This window comes from Streptomyces sp. NPDC057474 (genome assembly GCF_042802555.1).
In the GTDB taxonomy this organism is placed as follows: domain Bacteria; phylum Actinomycetota; class Actinomycetes; order Streptomycetales; family Streptomycetaceae; genus Streptomyces.
In genome coordinates this window covers 1-21,367 of sequence record NZ_JBHVDX010000134.1, presented here as the reverse complement: position 1 = coordinate 21,367, position 21,367 = coordinate 1, and the positions used below count along the sequence as shown (strand labels likewise).

The 21,367-nt window shown below is 72.0% G+C and carries 17 protein-coding genes and 2 pseudogenes; 13 read left to right on the top strand and 6 right to left on the bottom strand.

What is annotated here, in order from left to right:
* Positions 1-213: 213 nt before the first annotated feature.
* On the bottom strand, positions 214-1,509 hold the full coding sequence (locus ACFU53_RS30365) for an ROK family transcriptional regulator (RefSeq protein ID WP_383999290.1): 1,296 nt from the start codon (positions 1,507-1,509) through the stop codon (positions 214-216).
* Between the two features lie 191 nt (positions 1,510-1,700).
* Entirely contained in the window at positions 1,701-2,948 is a 1,248-nt protein-coding gene (locus ACFU53_RS30360) for an FAD-binding protein (protein WP_383999287.1), read from the bottom strand.
* 151 nt (positions 2,949-3,099) lie between these two features.
* Here ACFU53_RS30360 and ACFU53_RS30355 point away from each other — a divergent pair, with 151 nt between their 5' ends.
* The 7 genes from ACFU53_RS30355 to ACFU53_RS30325 all read left to right on the top strand — a co-directional run bounded on the left by ACFU53_RS30355 (position 3,100) and on the right by ACFU53_RS30325 (position 11,591).
* Positions 3,100-4,107 (top strand): hydroxyacid dehydrogenase, encoded by a 1,008-nt coding sequence (locus ACFU53_RS30355; RefSeq protein WP_383999284.1) that lies wholly within the window; start codon positions 3,100-3,102, stop codon positions 4,105-4,107.
* 346 nt (positions 4,108-4,453) lie between these two features.
* Positions 4,454-4,612, top strand: a complete 159-nt coding sequence (locus ACFU53_RS30350) for a hypothetical protein (protein ID WP_383999282.1) — start codon at positions 4,454-4,456, stop codon at positions 4,610-4,612.
* Between the two features lie 118 nt (positions 4,613-4,730).
* The gene (locus ACFU53_RS30345; RefSeq protein WP_383999279.1) at positions 4,731-6,077 is read left to right on the top strand and encodes a radical SAM protein; all 1,347 of its coding nucleotides are present in this window, start codon (positions 4,731-4,733) and stop codon (positions 6,075-6,077) included.
* A 215-nt stretch (positions 6,078-6,292) separates the two neighbouring features.
* On the top strand, positions 6,293-7,804 hold the full coding sequence (locus ACFU53_RS30340; RefSeq protein WP_383999277.1) for a cellulose binding domain-containing protein: 1,512 nt from the start codon (positions 6,293-6,295) through the stop codon (positions 7,802-7,804).
* 499 nt (positions 7,805-8,303) lie between these two features.
* Positions 8,304-10,487, top strand: a complete 2,184-nt coding sequence (locus ACFU53_RS30335; protein WP_383999274.1) for a HEAT repeat domain-containing protein — start codon at positions 8,304-8,306, stop codon at positions 10,485-10,487.
* Positions 10,484-10,717 (top strand): hypothetical protein, encoded by a 234-nt coding sequence (locus ACFU53_RS30330; RefSeq protein WP_383999271.1) that lies wholly within the window; start codon positions 10,484-10,486, stop codon positions 10,715-10,717. Before ACFU53_RS30335 ends, ACFU53_RS30330 begins: the two co-directional genes overlap by 4 nt.
* Positions 10,704-11,591 (top strand): GNAT family N-acetyltransferase, encoded by an 888-nt coding sequence (locus ACFU53_RS30325; protein WP_383999268.1) that lies wholly within the window; start codon positions 10,704-10,706, stop codon positions 11,589-11,591. The genes ACFU53_RS30330 and ACFU53_RS30325 overlap by 14 nt, the downstream gene beginning before the upstream one ends.
* Positions 11,592-11,700: 109 nt before the next feature.
* On the opposite strand, the pseudogene ACFU53_RS30320 reads toward ACFU53_RS30325, so the two are convergent.
* A pseudogene (locus ACFU53_RS30320) lies at positions 11,701-12,190 on the bottom strand (Tn3 family transposase); the annotation flags it as partial.
* Positions 12,191-12,481: 291 nt separating this feature from the next.
* Here ACFU53_RS30320 and rsgA point away from each other — a divergent pair.
* The 4 genes and pseudogenes from rsgA to ACFU53_RS30300 all read left to right on the top strand — a co-directional run.
* Positions 12,482-13,645, top strand: a complete 1,164-nt coding sequence (rsgA, locus tag ACFU53_RS30315; protein ID WP_383999265.1) for a ribosome small subunit-dependent GTPase A — start codon at positions 12,482-12,484, stop codon at positions 13,643-13,645.
* Between the two features lie 170 nt (positions 13,646-13,815).
* Positions 13,816-15,414 carry a DNA-3-methyladenine glycosylase 2 family protein gene (locus ACFU53_RS30310; protein WP_383999263.1) on the top strand — a complete coding sequence of 533 codons (1,599 nt, stop codon included), beginning with the start codon at positions 13,816-13,818 and terminating at the stop codon, positions 15,412-15,414.
* Positions 15,411-15,983 carry a methylated-DNA--[protein]-cysteine S-methyltransferase gene (locus ACFU53_RS30305; protein WP_383999260.1) on the top strand — a complete coding sequence of 191 codons (573 nt, stop codon included), beginning with the start codon at positions 15,411-15,413 and terminating at the stop codon, positions 15,981-15,983. The genes ACFU53_RS30310 and ACFU53_RS30305 overlap by 4 nt, the downstream gene beginning before the upstream one ends.
* Before the next feature lie 129 nt (positions 15,984-16,112).
* Positions 16,113-16,307, top strand: a pseudogene (locus ACFU53_RS30300) (SGNH/GDSL hydrolase family protein); the annotation flags it as partial.
* A gap of 23 nt (positions 16,308-16,330) precedes the next feature.
* Here ACFU53_RS30300 and ACFU53_RS30295 read toward each other — a convergent pair.
* The 3 genes from ACFU53_RS30295 to ACFU53_RS30285 form a co-directional block, all read right to left on the bottom strand.
* A complete protein-coding gene (locus tag ACFU53_RS30295; protein WP_383999257.1) occupies positions 16,331-16,813 on the bottom strand; it encodes a DUF456 domain-containing protein in 483 nt (160 codons plus the stop codon).
* Positions 16,814-16,858: 45 nt separating this feature from the next.
* Positions 16,859-17,842: a helix-turn-helix domain-containing protein gene (locus ACFU53_RS30290; protein WP_383999254.1), complete on the bottom strand. Its 984-nt coding sequence runs from the start codon at positions 17,840-17,842 to the stop codon at positions 16,859-16,861.
* Between the two features lie 425 nt (positions 17,843-18,267).
* Positions 18,268-18,747 (bottom strand): hypothetical protein, encoded by a 480-nt coding sequence (locus ACFU53_RS30285; protein ID WP_383999252.1) that lies wholly within the window; start codon positions 18,745-18,747, stop codon positions 18,268-18,270.
* Between the two features lie 403 nt (positions 18,748-19,150).
* Here ACFU53_RS30285 and ACFU53_RS30280 point away from each other — a divergent pair, with 403 nt between their 5' ends.
* Together ACFU53_RS30280 and ACFU53_RS30275 are read left to right on the top strand one after the other, a co-directional pair.
* Positions 19,151-20,347 carry a protein phosphatase 2C domain-containing protein gene (locus ACFU53_RS30280; protein WP_383999249.1) on the top strand — a complete coding sequence of 399 codons (1,197 nt, stop codon included), beginning with the start codon at positions 19,151-19,153 and terminating at the stop codon, positions 20,345-20,347.
* A 506-nt stretch (positions 20,348-20,853) separates the two neighbouring features.
* Positions 20,854-21,309, top strand: coding sequence for an ATP-binding protein (locus ACFU53_RS30275; RefSeq protein ID WP_383999246.1), 456 nt, complete (start codon positions 20,854-20,856; stop codon positions 21,307-21,309).
* Positions 21,310-21,367: the final 58 nt, after the last annotated feature.

The following is a 21,367-nucleotide window of genomic DNA, read 5'->3' as shown; positions in this document are numbered from 1 at the left end:
TGCCTGATGGCTCGGCGGCTCAGTGCCGGTTGGCGCAGTGGCTCAAAGAGGCTTGCGGTGCGGGACGTTAACCTTCGGCTAAGGCTTCGGCAAGGGGTTGGACGAAGTCTGTTCGAAGCGTTGTATTCGGTTCGGTGTTCCGAACGTCCGTGCGGTGCAAAGGGGTTGGCGAGGGGGTGAGGGCCGCCGGGTCAGGGTCCGGCGGCCCTCGGCTCAGGGGTGTCGCTGGAGACGTTCGCGCTCTTCAGCGCGTTCTCGGCGTCGCATGACCGGCTTGCTCGTCGCCGGGGCGGCGCGTGTGCCCGGCTTCTGCCCGACCGACTGGAGCGCCCCTTCGAGCGCGAACGTCGCCGCGCCCAGGCACGCCGGGTCCGTCGGGATCAGGGACAGGACGATCTCGGTGGCGGCCATCGGACGCGGCAGCGCGTGCCGGGCGACGGCCTCGCGCACCTCCGCGACCAGGGGCTCGCCCAGGGCGGCCGCGACCCAGCTGCTGAGCACGACCACCTCGGGATTGAACAGATTGACCAGGTCGGCGATCCCCGCACCCAGATATCGGGCGGTGTCCCGCACCACCTTGACCGCCACCGGGTCCTGCCGGGCCACGCCCTGCGCGAGCGCCGCGATGGTGGCCGTCTGGTCCTCGGGATGGAGGAGCGTGCTGCGCGGGCTCAGCTCCCGGAGGTTCAGCATGATCCCGGGGGCGCCCACATACGTCTCCACGCACCCGTTGTTGCCGCAGTGGCACAGCCGGCCGTCCAGCACGATCGTCGTGTGGCCCCACTCCCCGGCGCTGTTGCTCACCCCCCGGTGCAGCCCGCCGCCCAGGACGAGCCCGGCGCCCACACCGGTCCCGAGGTTGACGATCACGGCGTCCCCGCGCCCGCGCGCGGCCCCGAACCACAGCTCGGCCACCGCGACGGCGCGCAGCGGGTTGTCCAGGTACAGGGGATAGGCGATGTGCTCGGTCAGCAGGTCCAGCAGCGGCACGTCGTGCCAGTCCCAGTTGGGCGCGTACTCCGAGATGCCGGTGGCGCGGTCCACCTGCCCCGGCACGCTTACCCCGACGCCGAGCACCCGGGCACCCTCGATACCGGCCTGCGCGACCACCGAACCGACGGCGGCGGCCACATGGCCCACCATCTGCTCGGGCAGGCTCTCACCTGCGCGCACGTCCTCCTCGGCACGCGCCAGGACGTTCAGGGCCAGGTCGAACAGCTCGACATGGACGTACGTCTCCGCGATGTCGACGCCGATCAACGCGCCCCCCGACGCGTTGACCGCCACCAGTCCACGGGGACGGCCCCCGGCCGAGTCCTCGAACCCGACCTCGGTGATCATGCGGAGGTCGAGCAGCTCACCGACGAGCGTGGCGACCGTGGCCAGGCTCAGCCCGGTGGCCGCCGCCAGCTCCTGCCGGGAGGTGGGAGACTTGGCGATGATCTGGCGCAGCACCTCGTAACGGTTCGCGGTGCGAATGTCGCGTGAGGTGCGCTTCACCGACGACATGATCCCCTCGATCCCTCCAGGCCAGGACGAGGCCTGTTGCCCCGGCGCCGCGCCAGGCTATGGCGCGGATGGGCTTTCGACAAGGGGTTAGGAAAGGGGGTTTACGAAGTCTCCCCGAGCGGCCCCGCACCGTGGCCGGAGACCGACCGCGCGGCGAGTCACCTGGTGAGGGCCGCGCGAGCCGACCGGTCTCATGCGCCGAGAACGTCCCGTACGAAGGTGTTGCGGAACTTGCCCGCCGGGTCCAGCCCGTCGGCCACCCTCCGGAAGTCACCCAGCCGGGGGTACAGCCGCCTCAGTTCGGCCGCCGGAACCGTGAACACCTTCCCCCAGTGCGGTCGCGCGTCGAACGGCGCGAGCACCTCCTCCACCCGCCGCACCACCGGCAGCACGGGCGCCGCGTCCGCGATCCACGTGAAGTGCAGCGCGACCGTGTCCCGCCCCTGGGCGGGACCGATCCACTGCTCGTCGGCGGCCATCGTCCGGACCTCGCAGACCTGCAGCACCGGCGCGACGACGTGCCGGATCCCGTCGAGCGCCTGCAACGCCTCCACGGCGAACGTACGCGGCAGCAGATACTCCGACTGCAGCTCGTCCCCGCTGCTCGGCGTGAACTCGGCCCGGAAGTGCGGCAGCCGCTCGTGCCACGCACCGGGCACCCCGAACTGCTCGGTGCAGTTCACCGCCGGCATCCCCGGCACCGGATGCATCGCCTCGGTCGCGGGCGCGGCCCATGGGAAGTCCGCCGTGGACCGGTCCAGGCGCCGCTTGACCCACACCTGGTCGAAGCCGGAGTGCTGCCAGCGGGTGAAGAGACTCACGCTGTACGCCGACGCCGACACAGTGTCGAAGTCCAGCCCTGCCAGGGGGAGTTCACCGAAGACATGCTGACTCACCTCGAAGGCCGGCTCCAGATCGAGGGTGAGCGCGGTGACCACGCCGAGGGCGCCGAGCGAGGTGACCGCCCCGCCGAAGCGGTCGTCACCGCGCGCGAGCGTCAGCGTCGTACCGTCCGCCGTGACCAGCTCGACCTCGCGCACGGCCGCCGCGAGCGGACCGTTCCCGTCCCCCGAACCATGGGTGCCGGTGGCCACCGAGCCCGCCACGGAGATGTGCGGGAGGGAGGCCATGTTGTGCAGGGCGAGACCGTGGGCGTGCACCGCGCGGGCCAGCTCCGCGTATCTGACCCCGCCCCCGACCCGTACCGTACGGGCCGCCGTGTCCACCTCGATCGCCGGCGGCAGCCCGGTCAGGGAGAGCAGGACGCCCTCGGGGCCGGCCTCCGCGATCTCGTTGAACGAGTGCCCGCTGCCCAGCACCCGCACCCGCTCGCTGCCCGCGACCAGGGCCCGCAGCGCGTCGACGGAGGGCGGCCGGTGCAGCTCCTCGGCGGTGTACGTGATGTTCCCGGCCCAGTTGGTGATGGTCTCGGTCGTCATGCCTGATGTCCTCCGCTGGCGTAGCTGTCGAGGGCCATCCTCTCCGCCCTGTGCTCGGTCCGGTTCATTGACCTCCTCGCGAGCGCCCGCCTACCGTAGAGAGCGGTTACTGTCGCCTGACCTCGCCCTCTCCCAGCCGGAAGGTTCTTCCTTGCCCGAGCGTCCGCGCGCACTGTTCGCCATGACGGCCGAGAACGTTCCGCAGATCTTCCCGCCGGATGTGCTGTCCCGCCTGCGCGAGACCGTGGACATCGATCCCGCGCTGATCGCCGAGGACTTCACCGCCCCCCGGGTCCGGGAGGTGCTGGCGGAGGTCGAGGTGCTGGTCACCGGATGGGGCTGCCCCCGCATCGACGACGCCGTCCTGGACGCGGCACCCAAGCTGCGGGCGCTGCTGCACTCGGCGGGATCGGTGAAAGGGTTCGTCGCCCCCGCCGTCTGGGAGCGCGGGATCACCGTCTCCACGGCGGCCGCCGCGAACGCCCTGCCCGTCGCCGAGTACACGCTCGCCATGATCCTGCTCGCCGGCAAGGACATCCTCGGCCGCCGTGAACGCCTGCGGACCGAGCGCGTCTCACCGGGCTGGGGTTTCGTCCCCGGCATCGGCAACCACGGCCGTCGCGTCGGCGTCATCGGCGCCTCCCGCATCGGCCGCCGGGTCATCGAACTGCTGCGCCCCTTCGACCTGCTGGTGAGCCTCACCGACCCCTACGTCGACGAGGCCGGGGCCGCCGCCCTCGGCGTACCCCTGCTGCCGCTCGACGACCTGCTGCGCACCTCGGACATCGTCACGGTGCACGCCCCGGACACCCCGGAGACACACCGGCTGATCGACCGCCGCGCACTCGACCTCATGCCCGACGGGGCCGTCCTCGTCAACACAGCGCGCGGCGCCCTCGTCGACCACGACGCGCTCATCGACGAGCTGCGCGCCGGGCGGCTCTCCGCGATCCTCGACGTCACCGACCCCGAGCCGCTGCCCGCCGACTCCCCGCTCCTCGACCTGCCGAACGCCTTCGTCACCCCGCACCTGGCCGGCTCCCAGGGCAACGAGGTCGCCCGCCTCGGCCTCGCGGTCACCGAGGAGGCCGAACGGCTTGCCACGGGAGGGGAGTTGGCGCACGCGCTCGACCGGGCCGCGCTGGAGCGTATGGCCTGACCACGGGCCTACGGGCCTACGGGCCTACGGGCCTACGGGCGGACGCGGTCGATTCCGGCGAGCCTCTGCGACGCGGGGAGGCCATGTGCGCCGGCGTGGCGGGGGAGTCGTGTTCGGGCGGGTGACGGTGGGCGTGGTTGTGCCCCGCCGGGCACCGACAGGAGTGGCAGCGATGGACGCGCGCCGCCTCGACGTCGGCCGCGGCGGCACGCACCAGGTGGGGCTCCACGCCGGCGGCGGGCCGATGACACGGTCGGTGAGGTGCGTCCGTACCGCGATCTCGTCCGGGTCCGCTCCCGGCAGGGCCGCCACGAGGACGCGTTCACCGACCTGAGCCGATCGCTGCATGCGCCGGGCGCGCGGCGACCTCGCCGGGGCGTACGGCACCGGTCTTCTCCGGCAGCAGGCCTGGTGCTTCCCGACCGGCCCGACCATGTCGACGCCGTCCGGATCCGGGGGTGCCGCGGGAGGTCGCCGACGCGTGGTGGCGGCGGGCGAGAAGTGATCGTCTGACCCGCCGAGGGCCCCCGCTCCCACCTCCGCGCGGCCGGAGGCATACCGTGAGGAGGCGAACAACGACGACGGACGACCTCTTACGTGACGTCGGGAGCGAGGAGAACGGGATGGGCAGCCGCACCGCACTGGTGGAGGACCTGATGGAGAGGTTCCCGCATGTGCCACGGGAGGCCGTCTTCAAGGAGGACCTGCTCAGGGGTGGCGTGGCCTTCGACGCCTCCGCGCTGAGCGACAACGAGAAGGGCGACGTCAAGCCGAAGTCGTACTTCATCTTCTCCTTCGACCACGGCACCCTCCCCGAACTCGGCGAGGCAGCCCTGCGCCGCCCGCCGGAGGAGATCATCCTCACCGGCGGCCCCTACGACCTGCGGCGCACGGTCGTCTCCGTACGGGTCAACCCGTCCTCGCCCTACCGCGTGGCCGCCGACGAGGAAGGCCTCCTCGGCCTCTACCTCGACGGCCGGCGCATCGCGGACGTCGGCGTCCCGCCCATGCCCGAGTACTACCGGCACACCCTCTCCAACGGAAAGTCCGTGATGGAGGTGGCCCCGACCATCCAGTGGGGCTATCTGATCTACCTCACCGTCTTCCGGGTCTGCCAGTACTTCGGCGCGAAGGAGGAGTGCCAGTACTGCGACATCAACCACAACTGGCGCCAGCACAAGGCGGCGGGGCGGCCGTACACGGGCGTGAAGGACGTCGACGAGGTCCTGGAGGCGCTGGAGATCATCGACCGGTACGACACGGCGAAGACGTCCACCGCGTACACGCTCACCGGCGGGGCCATCACCAAGACGGTCGCGGGCCGGGACGAGGCCGACTTCTACGGCCACTACGCCAAGGCCATCGAGGAGCGCTTCCCGGACCGCTGGATCGGCAAGGTCGTCGCCCAGGCGCTGCCGCTGGACGATGTCAAGCGCTTCCACGACTACGGCGTGAAGATCTACCACCCCAACTACGAGGTGTGGGACCGCCGACTGTTCGAGCTGTACTGCCCGGGCAAGGAGCGTTACGTCGGCCGCGACGAGTGGCACAAGCGGATCCTCGACTCGGCGGGTGTCTTCGGCGCGCGCAACGTGATCCCCAACTTCGTGGCGGGCGTGGAGATGGCCGAGCCGTTCGGGTTCACCACGGTCGACGAGGCCATCGCCTCGACCACCGAGGGCCTGCGCTTCTTCATGTCGCACGGCATCACGCCCCGCTTCACCACCTGGTGCCCGGAGCCCACGACCCCGCTCGGCAAGGCCAACCCGCAGGGCGCGCCGTTGGAGTACCACATCCGACTGCTGCAGGCCTACCGCGCCACGATGGACGAGTTCGGGCTGTCGTCGCCGCCCGGATACGGCCCGCCCGGACCCGGCCAGGCAGTCTTCTCCGTCAGCTCCTTCATGGACAGCCTCCCGGCCGTCGAGGAGACCGCGGCGGAGACCGGCGAGGAGGTTCCCGCCCGGTAACTCCTGTGGCGGTTGAGTCGACTGGGGTCGGCGTACGTACAACTCAACAAGTGTGACCGCTGGTAACCGCATTTGAAGACGCGGCTTGTCAGTTGTGTGGGAACCGTGAAAAGCTCTGGGGCATTCGCAAGGTGGTCCCCCCAACTCCCTTGAATCAAAGGGCAGTTGACCGCTTTTGCGGACTTCCCCCCTCGCTCTGTGGATGCAGGAGACCCATGCCTGACCTGCCGAAGCCCCAGGACGCCGTCGAGGCCGCGCTGTTTTCGGAGTGCTGGGACGCGGTCCTGTCGTACGCCGACCTGTGCACGTCCGGTTCGACCGCGGCGACCCAACTGGCCACCGAGGCCTTCACGAACGGCATGCACGAGGCGCACGCCCTGGAGACCGAGGCGGGTGCCGAACGCGCCGGACGGCGTGCCCTGCGGCTGCCTCGAATACCGTTCCTCCTGACCTGGGTCAGGACCAGCGCCGCGGCCTGGGAGACGGACGGTCAGGGGCACCGGCTCGACCCCGATCTGCGCCTCTGGCTCAACTCGGACAAGGCCGCGCGCTACATCGGCCCGCCACTGCACCGGCCCCTCGCCCTGCGCGCCCTGCGCGACATGCAGGAACCCGACGCGGCCCTGCTGTGGCTGGCCGAGGTCGAGTCGCTGCCGGTGGGCTCGGTGGCCCGCCGGCTCGGCCTCGACCCGGCGGTCGCCAGGACCGAACTCGACCAGGTGCGGGCGCTGTTCAGGGACCGGTGCCACCGCAGCCAGCTCGACGCGTTCATGCACCCCGACTGCCGCAGCTACGCCCGGCTGCTGGACGCGGTCACCCGCTCGCCCGGCACCGACACCCCCGAGGACCTGTCGCGGCACCTCGCCACCTGCGTGGAGTGCGCCGAGGCCGCGGCCTGTCTCGGACTGCACGGCGGAGGCCTGCCCGCCGCACTCGCCAGCGGTGTGATCGGCTGGAGCGGACTCGCCTACCTGGAGCGGCGCCGCCGCGCGGCCGACGCCGGGCTGCTCCCCGGGCGCGCGGACTCCACCGGCACCGACCGGGGACTCTCGCCCGGCAAGGAGCCGAGGCCCCGGTTCGGCCGCAACGGGCTGCTCGCCGGAGCCGGACTCGTCTCCGTGCTGGCGCTCGCCGTCTCCCTCATGCCCTTCGGCGAGGACGAGACGGTCGCCGACGGCACGTCCGCCGGCGAGTCGTCGGTGGTGCAGCAGGACCCGCGGTTCCCGGTGACCCAGCCCCCGTCCGGCGGCGGGTCCGAACTGCAGAGCACGTCCCGGCCCCAGGAGACCGGTTCCGGCGACGAGGACGACAAGGGCGCCGGCAACAGCAACGAGGAGCCCCAGGGCGACTCCTCGACGCCGGCCCGCGTCTCCCACGAGCCCGTCGACCCGGGCAAGTCGCCCGACGCCAACTGCCACGTCCGCTACCAGATCGTCAACGAATGGCCCGGCGGTTTCCAGGCCGCCGTCACCGTCACCTCCACCGAGGCCCTCGACGGCTGGCGCGTCGGCTGGACCTACGCGGCCGACCAGCACGTCACCCAGATGTGGGACGGCACCTTCGACCAGGACGGCTCCCAGGTCACCGCCACCGCCGCCGACTACAACAAGACCGTCGCGGCGGGCGGCACCTTCGGCGTCGGCTTCCTCGGCATCTGGCAGGGCTACGACAACCCCGTGCCCGTAAACTTCACGCTCAACGGGAGCGCCTGCGAGCAGGGGGACTGAGCGCGGCCGGGGAGCGGCCGGGGAAGGGACGGCTCATACGGCGGGGAAAGTGGCGTCCCGTCAGCGGCCAGTCGCGTAGTTCCCGGAGGCGAAGCGTCGGCCGGGGGCTCCGCCCAAGGCGTCCGCAACGGCACGAAACCTGTTGCGGATCCTGGTGGATCCAGTGCTGAATCATCACGTACGGTGGGGCGCCCGAGGGGCATCCACCCAGGCCACGGTGATGGGCTCCGGGCCTCGCCACTGATACAGGCTCCGCCTGTGAAGCTCCCGGGGCCGACGGCCCCGGCTCATGAGGGAAGCACCTGCAATAGTCGGTCGATTCGCACATTCCGACGGCGGGGATCAACGTCCCGCATCCGCATCCGCATCCGCATCCGCATCCACGCCGTCACCGTCACCGGACGAGGCTCTCGCGCCGCTCAACGGCCTCGACGACATTCCGTGGGCTGACCTTGGGCACGCGTACGGGTCCGCCGACGATGTCCCCGGGGCGCTCCGCGTGCTGGCGCGCCCCGGAGAGGACCCCGAACGAGACGCGCGGCTGTATCACCTGGACGCCTCGATCTACCACCAAGGCGGCGCGGTCTATTCGGCAGGCGCGGCAGCCATGCCGTTCCTGATCGAACTCGCGGCCACCCCCGGATTGCCGTCGCGCCCCGCGATCGTGGAGCTGATCGGTCGATTCGTGGCCCTGCAGAACGAGATGCGCGAGCCCTGGCGCTCGGCCGAACCTGCGGTCTCCTGCAGGGCGGCGCTGGTCGCCGGGCACGACGTTCTCGTCGCGCTGCTGGACGATGGCGACCACTCCGTGCGGACGGCGGTGGCCGCCCTCCTGTGGGAGTACGCCCGATGGTCACCGCGCGCGGACGGCGCCACGAAGGCACTGGTCGGCCGCGACGCCGTCGAGACGGACCTCGCCCTGCGCGTGTCGCTGAGGTTGGACGGCGCACGAGCAGTGGTCGAGGCACGCGAGTCGAACGCGTCGTCGGCCGCCGCACTCGCGGTGGCCGTCCGCCGTCTCACCGCCGCACCGGACCGGAACCCGGACGCCCTCAGGCTCGCCTGCCTGGCGGCGGACAAGCGTCTCGACCCGGCGGCCGTGAGCTGGCGGGACCTGCTCGATGGAGCCCTGGCACCGACCACTCCGCACGAGGCCTACTCGGCATGGGCCGAGAACGGTTCACTCCTGGCCAGGACGTTGTGCGGCATGTGTGGCGACGATACGGCCGAGCGACTGAACATCATCCGGGCTCTGATCGGCCATGAGCGGGCACAGGTCCGCGCCGGCGCACTGCAGGCGGCCGGTGACGCGATGCTGCGATGGCGATCGGCTGTCCCGGCGCTGGTCCCGCTGGCCGGAGCCATGCTGACGGATTCCGAGCCGGAGAACCGGATGAGGTCGGCCGATCTGCTGGCGGCGGCGGGCACCGCCGGCGCCGCGTTCGACGACCGTCTCGCCGCCGCGCTCGATGACCCGCACCCTCCGACCGCGATCCGGGCCGCCTGGGCGCTGGCCCGCCACGGGGACGTGCGCGCCGTCCCCACGCTGGTGCACGCCCTGGATCACGAGGAGAAGGAGGGGTTCGGCCCGTCCGCCCACTACAGCGGGCACTTCTACTGGTGCTCCCGACCCCCGTTGCGGGAGGCCCTGGTCGCGTGCGCCACACGGCACGGATCGCTGTTGGTTCCCGCACTGCGGTCCGCACTTGCCCGGTGCCTGGCGCAGTCGCGCACCGGGGACGGTGCCGTGACCGATCTGTGTGTGGACAGCCTGCCGCGGCTCCACCTGCTCTGTGACGCCCTCGCGGCATGCGGGCCCGCCGCAGCCGCAGCGGTGCCCGAACTGGAAGCGCTGCTGGCCTCCACGCATCCGCAGCTGGCCTGCACGGTGATCGAGGCCGTCGGGTCCGCAGCCGCGCACTGTGTCCCGCACCTGGAGCGAGTGGAGCGCATGGCTCTGGAAGCGTCATCGGAGCGGATGTCCGCGCGCTGTGCTCAACACACCTCTTCCGGCGCCCGACCGGCACCGGCCGACGCATGGCCCGGCCAACGGCGCGTACCCGGACTGGCGGACCCGTGGATCGTGGCGCTCACTGCCGCCCTGACCCGGTTTGCCGTCGTCGGCGATGAGGCGGCACTGCGGAACACCGTGGACGAGGTGCTCACCTCGACGGCCACTCTGCGCCAAGGCGCCGAAGCGGGGTACGAGGACAGCCGCCCGGAGTCCGCGACGGCGGCGTCGGCGACACGCGACGCGGCGACGCTCGCGAGTGCCGTGGCCCGATGCCTTTCCCCGCTCGGACCGGCAGCCGGGGCGAGCCGGATGAGCTGGCCCGAGCAGTGGCTGCGTGCGAACGAACGGCGATGGAGGAGCCTCGAGGCCGTCCCCGTCGCCTGGGCGCACTGGCGGGTGACCGGCGACAGCGGCCTGGCCCTCCAAGTGTTCCAGCGCGTCCTGAACCCTGGGACCCGCGCGGCCTACAGCCGACTGGAACTGGCCGTGTTGCGAAGGGTCGTGGATATGGGCCCGGAGGCCGGTGCGCTGGCACCGCTGCTGCACGCATGCCTTGATCGGGATGAGCGGATCAGCGACGGCGCCGGTTGGCGGGGCGTGGCGCTGGACGACGAGGTGCAGGAACTCGCCGTGGCCGCTCTGGCCGCTCTGCCTACGGGGTCAAGTTGACCGCAGAGGTGCTGAACGACTGGATCAACAATCATGAATGCCGCAAGGCAGTCGAGACGCCCGAGCACGCCCTCAACCTCTGCCGAACCACCGCACACCCCCACGGCCGGATCCCCGCCGACAAGAACCGGCGGCTGATCAGGAGCAGTTACGTCACGTGGCTGAAAGGCGTTGAGCAAGTGCTCCCCGAGTCGAGGACATCCGGGATCATGAAGCATGCTCCCGGATGACTGGCACCTCACTCAAGACGTCGACGATTTCCTCGCCCGAGCCGGGGACTTCCTGTGCTCGCGCCCCGCACTGCACAACACGCCGCTGACGGACATCGAGAAACTGCGGATACGCGGGGCGGCCGAACACGATGCCGTAGCCACTGACTTCGGCCGACTGGAGTCAGGAGGCGAAGTCCGCGCGATCTTCTATCTCACTCCGCGCGGCCGCCTGGGCCTCACCCCCCTCTCTGTCGAGCAGACCGACGCCCTTGCTGCTCACCTGGCCGGCCTCGGCCACTCGCCCTCCAACGTCATCGCGGACCACGACACGGCCGGCGCTTTCGCCGAGTCATGGCAGCGGCACACGAGCGCGGTGCCGGTGCCTTTCTGGCGGACGCATCTGTACCGCCTCGGCACGCTCACCCCACCACAGCCGCGCCCCGAGGGCCGGGGTCGCATCACGGGCGGGCAGGACCGTGAGCAAGTCGTGCGCTGGTGCCGTGAGTTCTGTGTCGACGTCGGGGAGCAGCCCTCCATCGACTTGATCGACGCCGGCTCATGGGACGACTCGCGTTTCAGCGACAGGCACTTCACGTTCTGGGAAACCTGGGACGGCACCCCCGTCTCGATGGCGGCCGCGACCTCGGTCGTCGGCGGCATGGTCCGGGTGGACCCCGTCTACACCCCGGCCCGCCTCCGGGGCCGCGGCTACGCGGGCGCCGTGACGGTCGAGGCGAGCAGGGCTGCGCTGGCCGCGGGCGCGACGGACGTCGTCCTGTTCACGGACCCGGCCAACCCCACCAGCAATGCTCTCTACCAGCGCATCGGGTACGTCCACGTCGCCGACTTCGCCGGGTACAAGTTCTCCTACAGCGCGCCACAAGCCGGGTAGGGGCATGATCGACGCAAACCCACCTGCCACCAGTACCGGCTGCGACCGCCGCGAAGCGGCTGACGAAGGCAGTGGCGCGCACTCTGATCAGCCTGCTGTTCGGTGACGCTCAGTCCTGTTCGCTGCCGTCGTCCTCGTCATCGTTGTGCGGGTCACGCAGCTGCCGCAAACCCGGCGGGGCCGGCCGCGTGAAGGCGTAGCGGCCGAGGAAGTTGATGTGGTCGTACTGGAGTGGGGAGAGCCGGGCGAGTAGCTCGTCGGTGACGGGGAAGCCGTCGGCGGCCAGCTGCGTTGACGGCTGCGTCGATGTAGAGGCTGTTGGACAGGACTACGGAGTTGAGGGCCAGGCCGAGGGCGCCGAGCTGGTCCTCCATGCCCTCGCGGTAGTGCTGGCGCAGTTCGCCGCGCTGACCGAAGAAGATCTTCCGGGCGAGGCGGTGGCGGGCCTCGGTGACGTTGAGCTGGGCGCCGATCATGCGCCGGTATCCCTCGTCGGAGACGAACTGGAGCAGGTACAGGGTCTTGAAGATCCGTCCGTAGTGGGCGAACGCGTCGCCGAGCCCGGTGGGCTTGCCGTCGCGGGAGAGCATGCGGATCAGGCCCTGTTCTCCCGAAGCTGCCGCGAAGTGACATGCCGTTGTCGGCTGCGCCGTAATTCGATGGCGTCGAGGCCCGCCCACCTCTAGGGTCGGTGGTGTTCGAGCGGTGATCCAAGGTTGCCGCAGGTGACTTGGCTTGGTTCGGGAGGTGTGACCGATGGCTGTCGCTGAGATGGGCGCTGCCCGCATCCGGAAGTTCATCAAGTCCACCTCCGTGGCCTCCGGCTGACCTCACTCCTTTCCCGCGCCCATGAGCGCGGTGCCGGGGCCACCCTTGTGAAGGGTCACCCCTTGTCTTTCTCTCCTCTCCCGGGTTCGTCCCTGTCCTCCTCGCATCCGCTCGTGCCGTACGGCTGGGATGCGGGCTGGGAGGCCGAGTTCGCCCCGTATGCCGGGCAGGGTCTGCTGCCTGGTCGCGTCGTCCGGGTCGACCGAGGCCTGTGCGACGTCCTGACCCCGGCCGGTACCGTCCGCGCCGACACCGAGTTCGTCGTTCCCCGTGACCCGATGAAGGTCGTGTGCACGGGGGACTGGGTCGCCGTCGACCCCGAAGGCGGCAACCCGCGGTATGTGCGGGCGCTGCTGCCGCGCCGCACCGCTTTCGTGCGCTCGACCTCGTCGAAGCGTTCCGAGGGCCAGGTGCTCGCCACCAACATCGATTACGTCGTCATCTGTGTGTCGCTCGCGGTCGAACTGGACCTCGGGCGGATCGAGCGGTTCCTGGCTCTTGCCATGTCCGGTTCGGGGGGTGAGGCACCGCTGCATTCGTCGGCACTCTCCTGGGAGCCAGGGGCGCAGCCGGTGGTCGTGCTCACCAAGGCCGACCTGGTGCCGGAAGCGGCCACGCTGGGGCATCTGGTGCAGGACGTGGAGACCATCGCGCCCGGCGTCGCCGTGCTGACGGTCAGCTCCGCGCTCGGGGAGGGCCTCGACGTCCTCGCCGCGGTCCTCTCCGGTGGCACCTCCGTACTGCTCGGGCAGTCCGGCGCCGGCAAGTCGACCCTCGCCAACGCGCTGCTCGGCGAGGACGTCATGGACGTCCAGGCCATCCGCGACGTGGACGGCAAGGGACGGCACACCACGACCACCCGTAACCTCCTCGCCCTGCCCGGCGGCGGGGTCCTGATCGACACACCCGGGCTGCGCGGCGTCGGCCTCTGGGACGCCGAGAGCGGGGTCGGGCAGGTCTTCGCCGAGATCGAGGAGCTGGCGGCCGACTGCCGGTTCCACGACTGCGCGCACATCGCCGAGCCCGGCTGCGCGGTCCTCGCCGCGGTCGAGTCCGGTGAACTGCCCGAGCGACGGCTCGACAGCTACCGGAAGCTGCTCCGCGAGAACCAGCGGATCGTCGCGAAGAGTGACGCACGGGTGCGGGCCGAGGTCCGGAAGGAGTGGAAGCGGAAGGGCGCGGAGGGGCGCGCGGCGATGGAGGCGAAGCGGGGTGGCCGGCGCTGACCTTCGGCCGCGGGGAGTCTGTGGCTTGTGGCGCCCACGCGGCGCAGCCGCATATCGGCGCAGCCCCGCGCCCCTGGAGAAGCGGGGCTGCGCCCCTGCTTTTCCAGGGGTGCAGTGTCGTGTCCGAATTCCGCCAGCCCCGGCGGTGGGCGTGGTCGACACTTGATGTCATGAAGGACGAAGACACCAGGTACGAGGCCGTGCGCAGCAGGGACGGGCGGTTCGACGGGGAGTTCTTCTTCGCCGTCGAGACGACCGGGATCTACTGCAGGCCGAGCTGCCCGGCGGTGACGCCGAAACGGGAGAACGTCCGCTTCTACGCGACCGCGGCCGCCGCCCAGGGCGCCGGATTCCGGGCCTGCCGACGCTGCCGGCCGGACGCCGTGCCCGGGGCGGCCGAGTGGAACGTGCGAGCGGACGCCGTGGGCCGGGCCATGCGGCTCATCGGGGACGGCGTCGTCGACCGGGAAGGCGTCGCCGGGCTGGCCGTGCGGCTGGGATACAGCGCACGCCAGGTCCAGCGGCAGCTCACCGCCGAGGTCGGCGCCGGGCCCGTCGCCCTGGCCCGCGCCCAGCGGGCCCACACCGCCCGCATCCTCCTCCAGACCACCGTCCTCCCGGTCACCGAGATCGCCTTCGCGTCCGGCTTCGCCAGCGTGCGCCAGTTCAACGACACGATCAGGACGGTGTACGCCATGACGCCCAGCGGTCTGCGCGCCGGGGCGCCCCGGCGGTCCGTGGGCTCGCCGACCGCCGGAATCCCCCTCCGGCTCGCGTACCGGGGCCCGTACCAGTCCACCGCCCTCTTCGACGTCCTCGCCACCGAGGCCGTCACCGGCATCGAGGAAGCCACCGGCGAGCGAGGCCACCGCACCTACCGGCGCACCCTCCGCCTCCCGTACGGCACCGGAATCGCACGGGTCGACGAGCGACCGGGAGGCGGCCGGGGATGCACGGCGGCGGGCTCGGACGGGGCAGGGCAGGCAGGCCGCCGGTGGAGTGACGCGTCGTTCCCGAGCCGCCGCCCCACCGGTCACCCCGGCGGTTGGCTCGACGCCCGGCTCCATCTCACCGATCCCCGGGATCTCACCACCGCCGTGCAACGGCTGCGTCGGCTGTTCGATCTCGACGCGGATCCGTACGCCGTGGACGAGCGACTCGGGGAGGACGCGCGGCTCGCCCCGCTCGTCGCCACGAGGCCGGGGCTGCGCTCGCCGGGCGCGGCCGATCCGGAGGAGTTCGCGGTGCGGGCGCTCGTGGGGCGCGAGGAGGCGGAACGGCTGGTGCGGGTGTACGGGAAGACGCTGGACGCCCCGCACGGGACGCTGACGCACCTGTTCCCCGAACCGGCCGCCCTGGCCGGGGTGGACGGTCCGCTCGGCGCCCTCGCCACCGCCCTCGCCGACGGCACCGCACGCCTCGACGTGGGCGCCGACCGGGACGACACCGAGGCCGCACTGCTCGCGCTGCCGGGCGTGGACGCCCGTACCGTCGCCGCGATCCGCACCCGTGCCCTCGGCGACCCGGACGTGGCACCACCGGACGAGGCCGTGCCGGACGCCTGGCGCCCATGGCGGTCGTACGCCCTCCAACACCTCAGGACAGCACGCGAGTCGGAGCCGGCCAGGGCATCGCAGAAGCAGACACAGGCGCAGAAGCAGACACAGGCGCAGAAGCAGGCACAGAAGCAGGCACAGAAGCAGACACAGGCGCAGAAGCAGGCACAGAAGAAGCAGGCACAGGCACAGGAACAGGGAGTTCAGTCGTGACTACCGAGCAAGGCACGTACTACACCGTCGTCGACAGTCCCGCCGGGCAACTCCTCCTCACAGCCGACGAGTTCGGGGCCCTCACCTCTCTCTCCGTACCGGAGCAGAAGGGTGGTCGGGTCCCGCTGGCGGGCTGGCTGCGCGACCCGGCCCCCTTCCGGGCGGTCGAGGAGCAGCTCGCCGCCTACTTCGCCGGGGAACTCAAGGAATTCCGGCTGGAGTTGCGCGGCGAGGGCACCGACTTCCGGAAGCGGGTCTGGGCCGCGCTCGACGACGTCCCGTACGGCGCGACCATCACGTACGGGGCCATCGCCGCACGCATCGGCGCACCGCGTGCCGCCGTCCGGGCCGTGGGCGGCGCGATCGGCGCGAACCCCCTCCTCATCGTCCGCCCCTGCCACCGGGTGATCGGCGCGGACGGCACGCTCACCGGGTACGCCGGTGGCCTCGACCGCAAACGCCTCCTCCTCGGTCTGGAGGGCGTGCTCCAGAGCTGCCCTGCCCTGCCGGGGACCGACCGCACTTGGACCGCGTCAAAAAGCGCGGGCCGGGTGCGGCCATTGGTGTGAGGGTGCGTGCACGGGGCCGTCGCGCTGCGGGTCCCGGCGCACAGCAATCTCCTCGTCACGCCGTACACACCGGACGACTCGGGCCCGGCCACGTACCACCGTTCCGCCCGCCGGACCAACTTCCTCGCCCGGCAGGCGGTCAACGCCGCGATCCGCGGTGACGGGATCTTCGACGCGGTGGCGGACTTCGACCGGGCCGTCCGCGACCCCCTCCTCCCGCACCGGATCCGTCCCCCCTACGACCCCGGCGACCACCTGCACTTCAACGACGCGGGCATGCGTGCCCTGGCCGACGCGATAGCCCTCGCCGACGTGGCCCCCTGAGACCGGTCGGGTCTCAGCCGGTCTCAGCCCCCGAACACCACGCCCACCCACGCCCCCGCCACCAGCAGGCACGCGAAGAGCTCCGCCAGGACGCTCGACCCGCCCGAGCGCATCGCCGTGCGCGTGGCGTCCTTCGCCGCGCCGTGGTGGCCGAGACGGAGCCGTTCGGAGAGGTAGATGCCGCCGACGAAGCCGGGGATCGCGCCGAGCACGGGGAGGAGGAGGAAACCGAGGAGGGCACCGGCACCGGCGTACACGGCCATACGAGGGGTGGCGCCGCTCTCCGCCAGGCGCCGGGGCGGCAGGCCCCAGCGGACCGCCCGGGACAGGAGCAGCACGACGGTGGTGCCCACGAGCACCCACCAGGCGATGGGCCGAGGATCCTCCAGCGCCCACCACATGACCCCGGCCCACACGAGCCAGGACCCCGGTACGCCGGGCACCAGCACTCCGCACAGGCCGAGCAGCAGCACCACCGCGACCAGCAGGAGTTCCCACGCTCCCATCTGCCCAGGGTGCCGGACCGCGCGAGAGAGCGCAGGTCAGTGGTGTCAGTCCCGGGTCACCCAGGCCCGCTCGTACGCATGCCAGCCCAGCTGCAGCCGGGTCGTCACACCGGTCAGCTCCATCAGGCGTTTCACCCGGCGCTGTACGGTCCTCAGGCCCAGGTCGAGCTGTTTGGCGACGCTCGCGTCGGTCATCCCGGCCAGCAGCAGGGAGAGGATCTCCAGGTCGGTGTCGTCGGGGCCGTCCGGTACGTCCTCGGTGACGCGGTCGCCGCCGAGCCGCAGCGGCAGGGCCTGCCGCCACACCGACTCGAACAGGCCCGACAGCAGCTCCAGCAGTCCGCTCGCGTGGACGACGAGCGCGGCGGGCTCGGCGGTGTGCGTGGTGAGCGGGACCATCGCGAGCGTCCGGTCGGCGATGACCAGCTTCGTCGGTACCTCGTCCATCACCCGCACCCGCTCCTCCCGGCCCAGCGCGGCAGACAGCTCGATGAGCCCGCTGTCCTCGTCCAGGACGGCCCGCTCGACCACCACGCGGTAACCGACGCCGCGGCCGGTGGCCTGCTCCTCTGCGGGGTTGTTCTCCGGCCCGGAGACCGCGATCGGAGCGCCGGTGACCATGGCGCAGACCTCCTCCGTGGCGCCGAGCTGGAGCTGCAGGAAGCGCTGCGCTATGGCGGCCGAACCGATCACCACCTCGACCAGGTCGTGCGCGGCGGGCTCGGCCGCGCTCGCCCGGTACTCCTCGGCGAGCAACGCCGCCGCCAGCTCCGCCTTCTCCAGCTCGTGCCGCTGCTGGGTGAGCAGCGCGCCCAGGGCCACGCCGGGCGGCGCGGCCACCCAGCGGCCGGGGCGTGCGGAGGACTGGGCGGCGAGACCGTGCCGCTCCAGTCGGCGCAGCGCGCGCTCGGTGTCGTGCTCCCCGAGCGTGAGCCGACGCGCCAGGTCCGGTACGTCGGCGGCGCCCACGGACACCAGGGCCCGGTAAGCCGACTCGTGCGTCTCGTCGAGACCGATCGCTCCCAGCATGCGGCGATGCCCTCCCTTGCCGCGCCCTTCCGGCGCACTTCCGCCCGGGCACATCATCACCGCACCGCACGGCCCACCGGTGAGGCGGGGTCCCACAGCGGAATCCCAGAAACATGCCTCACACTCGGGCCGACCGGCGCACGCGCCCGCACCGCGCCCCGGTCACCCCGGCGCCGCCGGGCGGTTTCTCCTGTGGGGGGTGGCACCGCCCGGCGGTCTTTTCAGGCGTCCTGGGAACGTCCTGCGAATTCTTCCGGATCCCACCGATCCCTCGACTCCCTTGTCTCGCACCGGAGTTCGACGTGTAGTCCGACACGCCGTGAGGTCGTCGGCTCTGCGGGCCGATTTTCCGGATGCCCCGTTTTCATACGGCTCCTGAGGTGGACAATTAGGGGCATGAGCCAGCAGGGGGAAAGGCCGACCGGTCACGAGGACGACTGGTGGCGGCAGTTGTACGACGACACCAACGGGGACACGGGCCCCTCGGTCGCGGCCGATTCCCTCGACGACCGCTTCGCCTCGGCGGCGGACACGGTAGGGAAGCCGCCGACGACACCGACCGCGCCGACGACACCGACGACGCCGGGGGCATCGGCGACGCCGGAGAATTCGACGACGCCGGCGACATCGGCGACTTCGACGAGCGCGCCGGGGGGTTCGAGTCCGCCGGGTGCCTGGGGGGCCGTACCGGGTACGTCGGGTGCCTGGGCCGCCGTGCCGGGTGCGTCGGCGGCCAGGAGCGCGGCGGGCGGCGGTCCGAACAGGCCGGGCGGATCGGTCCCCGGTCCCAACGGGCCGAGCGGATCGGGCACCGGTCCCAACGGGCCGAGCGGATCGGGCACCGCGCCGAAGACGACGAGCGGACCACGCGCAGTCCCGCAAACCTCGGGTCCCGCCCCGGGCACGCCGGGCTCCCTCTCGGACAGGGTGCCTGCCCAGGGCTCGCCGGGCGGACCCAGGGGGTGGGGCGGCCAGAGGGAACCCGATGGATCCAGTGGGCAGAGCGGACCCGGCGGACCCGGCGGACCCGGCGGACCCGGCGGACCCGGCGGGCGAGACGGGCAGGGCGGGCAGGCCGGACGAGGCGGCAGGCCGGACTACCCCCGGGTTCCCGCCTCAGCCCCTGCCGCCACCCCGCTCACCGGCCCAACCCCTCCTCCTGGCCGCACTCCGCCGCTGTCGGGCCGCACCCCTCCTCCCTCGGACCGCATCCCTCCCCTCGACCCCACCGCAGACCCCCTCCGCCACAGCGGCCCCGCCCCGCAGCCGGCGCCCTGGGAACCGCCGCCGGCCCGGCCGTCGGGCCCCGTGAGCTTCCCGCCCGGGCCGACCCCGCCGGGTTTGCGCGGCGCCTCGCGTGCCGCGTCCTCGTCCTCTCCGCCCCTTCTGCCCTCTCAGCCCTCTCAGCCCTCCCTGCCCACTCCGTCCTCCCCGTCCCCCCGCCCCGCCGCCGAGCCCTCCGATGCCCGGCCCTCCACCCAGCTCGACCTGCCCACCCTCCAGGCGCAGGAGGTCACCCTGGTCACCGGGAGTCAGCCGGTGCGGGTCGCATGCGTGGGGTCCGGGCCGCCCACGTACGACGCGGAGCCGACCGCGCTGCCGCCGGCGGACCCGGAGGACCTGGGGGATCTGGTCGCGGACACCGTGCTGGACGGCGCGCGCTACGGGGCGTGCACGCTGCGGGCCACGTCGCTGCGCGGGGACTCGGCGCGCTACCGGGGCGAGCCGCGCCGCGATTCGCTCCTGACCGCCCGTTTCGGCGTGGGCGAGCAGTCGCTCGTGCTGGTTGCCATGGCGACCGGCGCCCGGGCCACGCCGGGAGCGCATCGCGCGGCGGCGGAGGCGTGCCGGTGGATCGGGCGGGCCGTCGGGCTCAGCCACGCACGGCTGGTGGAGGACATCCGGGCGGCCCGGCGCGGCGACCTCAAGTCCGGGCTGCACCGGCTCACCGACCGCAGCCTCGGCAAACTGCGCGCCAGCGCGGTCGAGCAGGGGCTCGACCCGGAGGAGTACACGGCGAGCCTGCGCTGTCTGCTGCTCCCGGCCGACCCCCGGTGCCGTACGCGCGTGTTCTTCGGGGTCGGCGCCGGCGGACTGTTCCGGCTGCGGGACGGGGAGTGGCAGGACATAGAGCCCCGTGTCGCCGACACCGCGGGCGCGCCGGTGGTCGGCTTCGGCTCGCTGCCGCACGAGACCCCCGACGGCGACCGCCTCACCATGGACCTCGGCATCACGACACCCCCGAGCCCGTACGAACCCGCCCCCGCGCCGCCCCGAGAACCCTTCCGCTTCCGTGCCTCCGTGGCCCGCGAGGACGATGTCCTGCTCCTGTGCACCGGCGGTCTGGCCGAACCGCTGCGCGGAGAGGCCCCGCTCGCCGAGCATCTGGCGGCCCGCTGGGGAGCGGCCGAGCCGCCCGGCCTCGCCGCCTTCCTCGCCGACGCCCAGGTCAGGGTCAAGGGCTACGCGGACGACCGTACGGCCGCCGCCGTGTGGGAGGCGTGACGGCGACCGTCCGGAGGACGAGATGGGCGTCAATCAGCCGCGCCCGGCCGCAGGTTGGCCTGTACCAGCGCAGGATTCCGGCCAATCAACATCATCGGGGCGAGCGACCGGTCTCGGGCGGTGGCGCGGTGCGCGTACGGAAGTCGTGCCCCGGTGGCATACGGCCGGATCGCCAGCCCCGCATGGACAGTTGGGCCCAATGGCCGCGGTCGGGACGAGGGTGCCCGGAGTGGGGTGGGGTGCCGGGTTCGTCGGGCTGTGCGGTGGTTTCGCGGGACGGGAAGCGCTCTCACAAGGCACTGACAGCTGGCTTGACTCTGTGCGTTTGAAAGCGTACGGAGGGTCGTTGACGATTCGGCATGAGTGCCGCGATCCGGACGGGGCATGGATCCCCGTGTACGTGTACGGGGGGGCATGGATCCCCGTGTACGTGTACGGGCAGGAGGGGAATCGTCATCGGCGTGTGGGCGGGGGCCATGAAGAGGCAGGCACGAGGAGGCGGTCCCATGGCGATCGGGGCCTCCTCGGCAGAGGTGGTGGAGGAAGTAGCCGGCGACGCGACGCACAAGGCCGGTGCCGGACAGCTGAGGCGCAGACTCGGGCGGGCGGACCTGAGGGCGGTGCCCGAGGCCCGCAGGGCCCTGCGGGAACTGCTGCGACAGTGGGGGCGGCCGGGAAGATCGGAGATAGCGGAACTGCTGACGAGCGAGCTGGTCACCAACGCTCTCATCCACACCGACCACGACGCGGTGCTGACCGCCACCGTCTCACCGCGCGGACTCCATGTGGAGGTACGGGACTTCGTGGGGCGCAGGCCGAAACCGAGGATGCCGAACGCCGACGACAGCATCCACGGACGCGGTCTCCTTCTCGTCCAGTCCCTCGCCGACGCCTGGGGGGTACGGGCGCACGGGGTGGGCAAGGCGGTGTGGTTCGACCTCGACGGCGGGCTGACGCAGTGACCCCCGGCGCCCGTCGAAGAGGGCGCCGAACATGAGGCCGGACGGAAACGGACAGGGG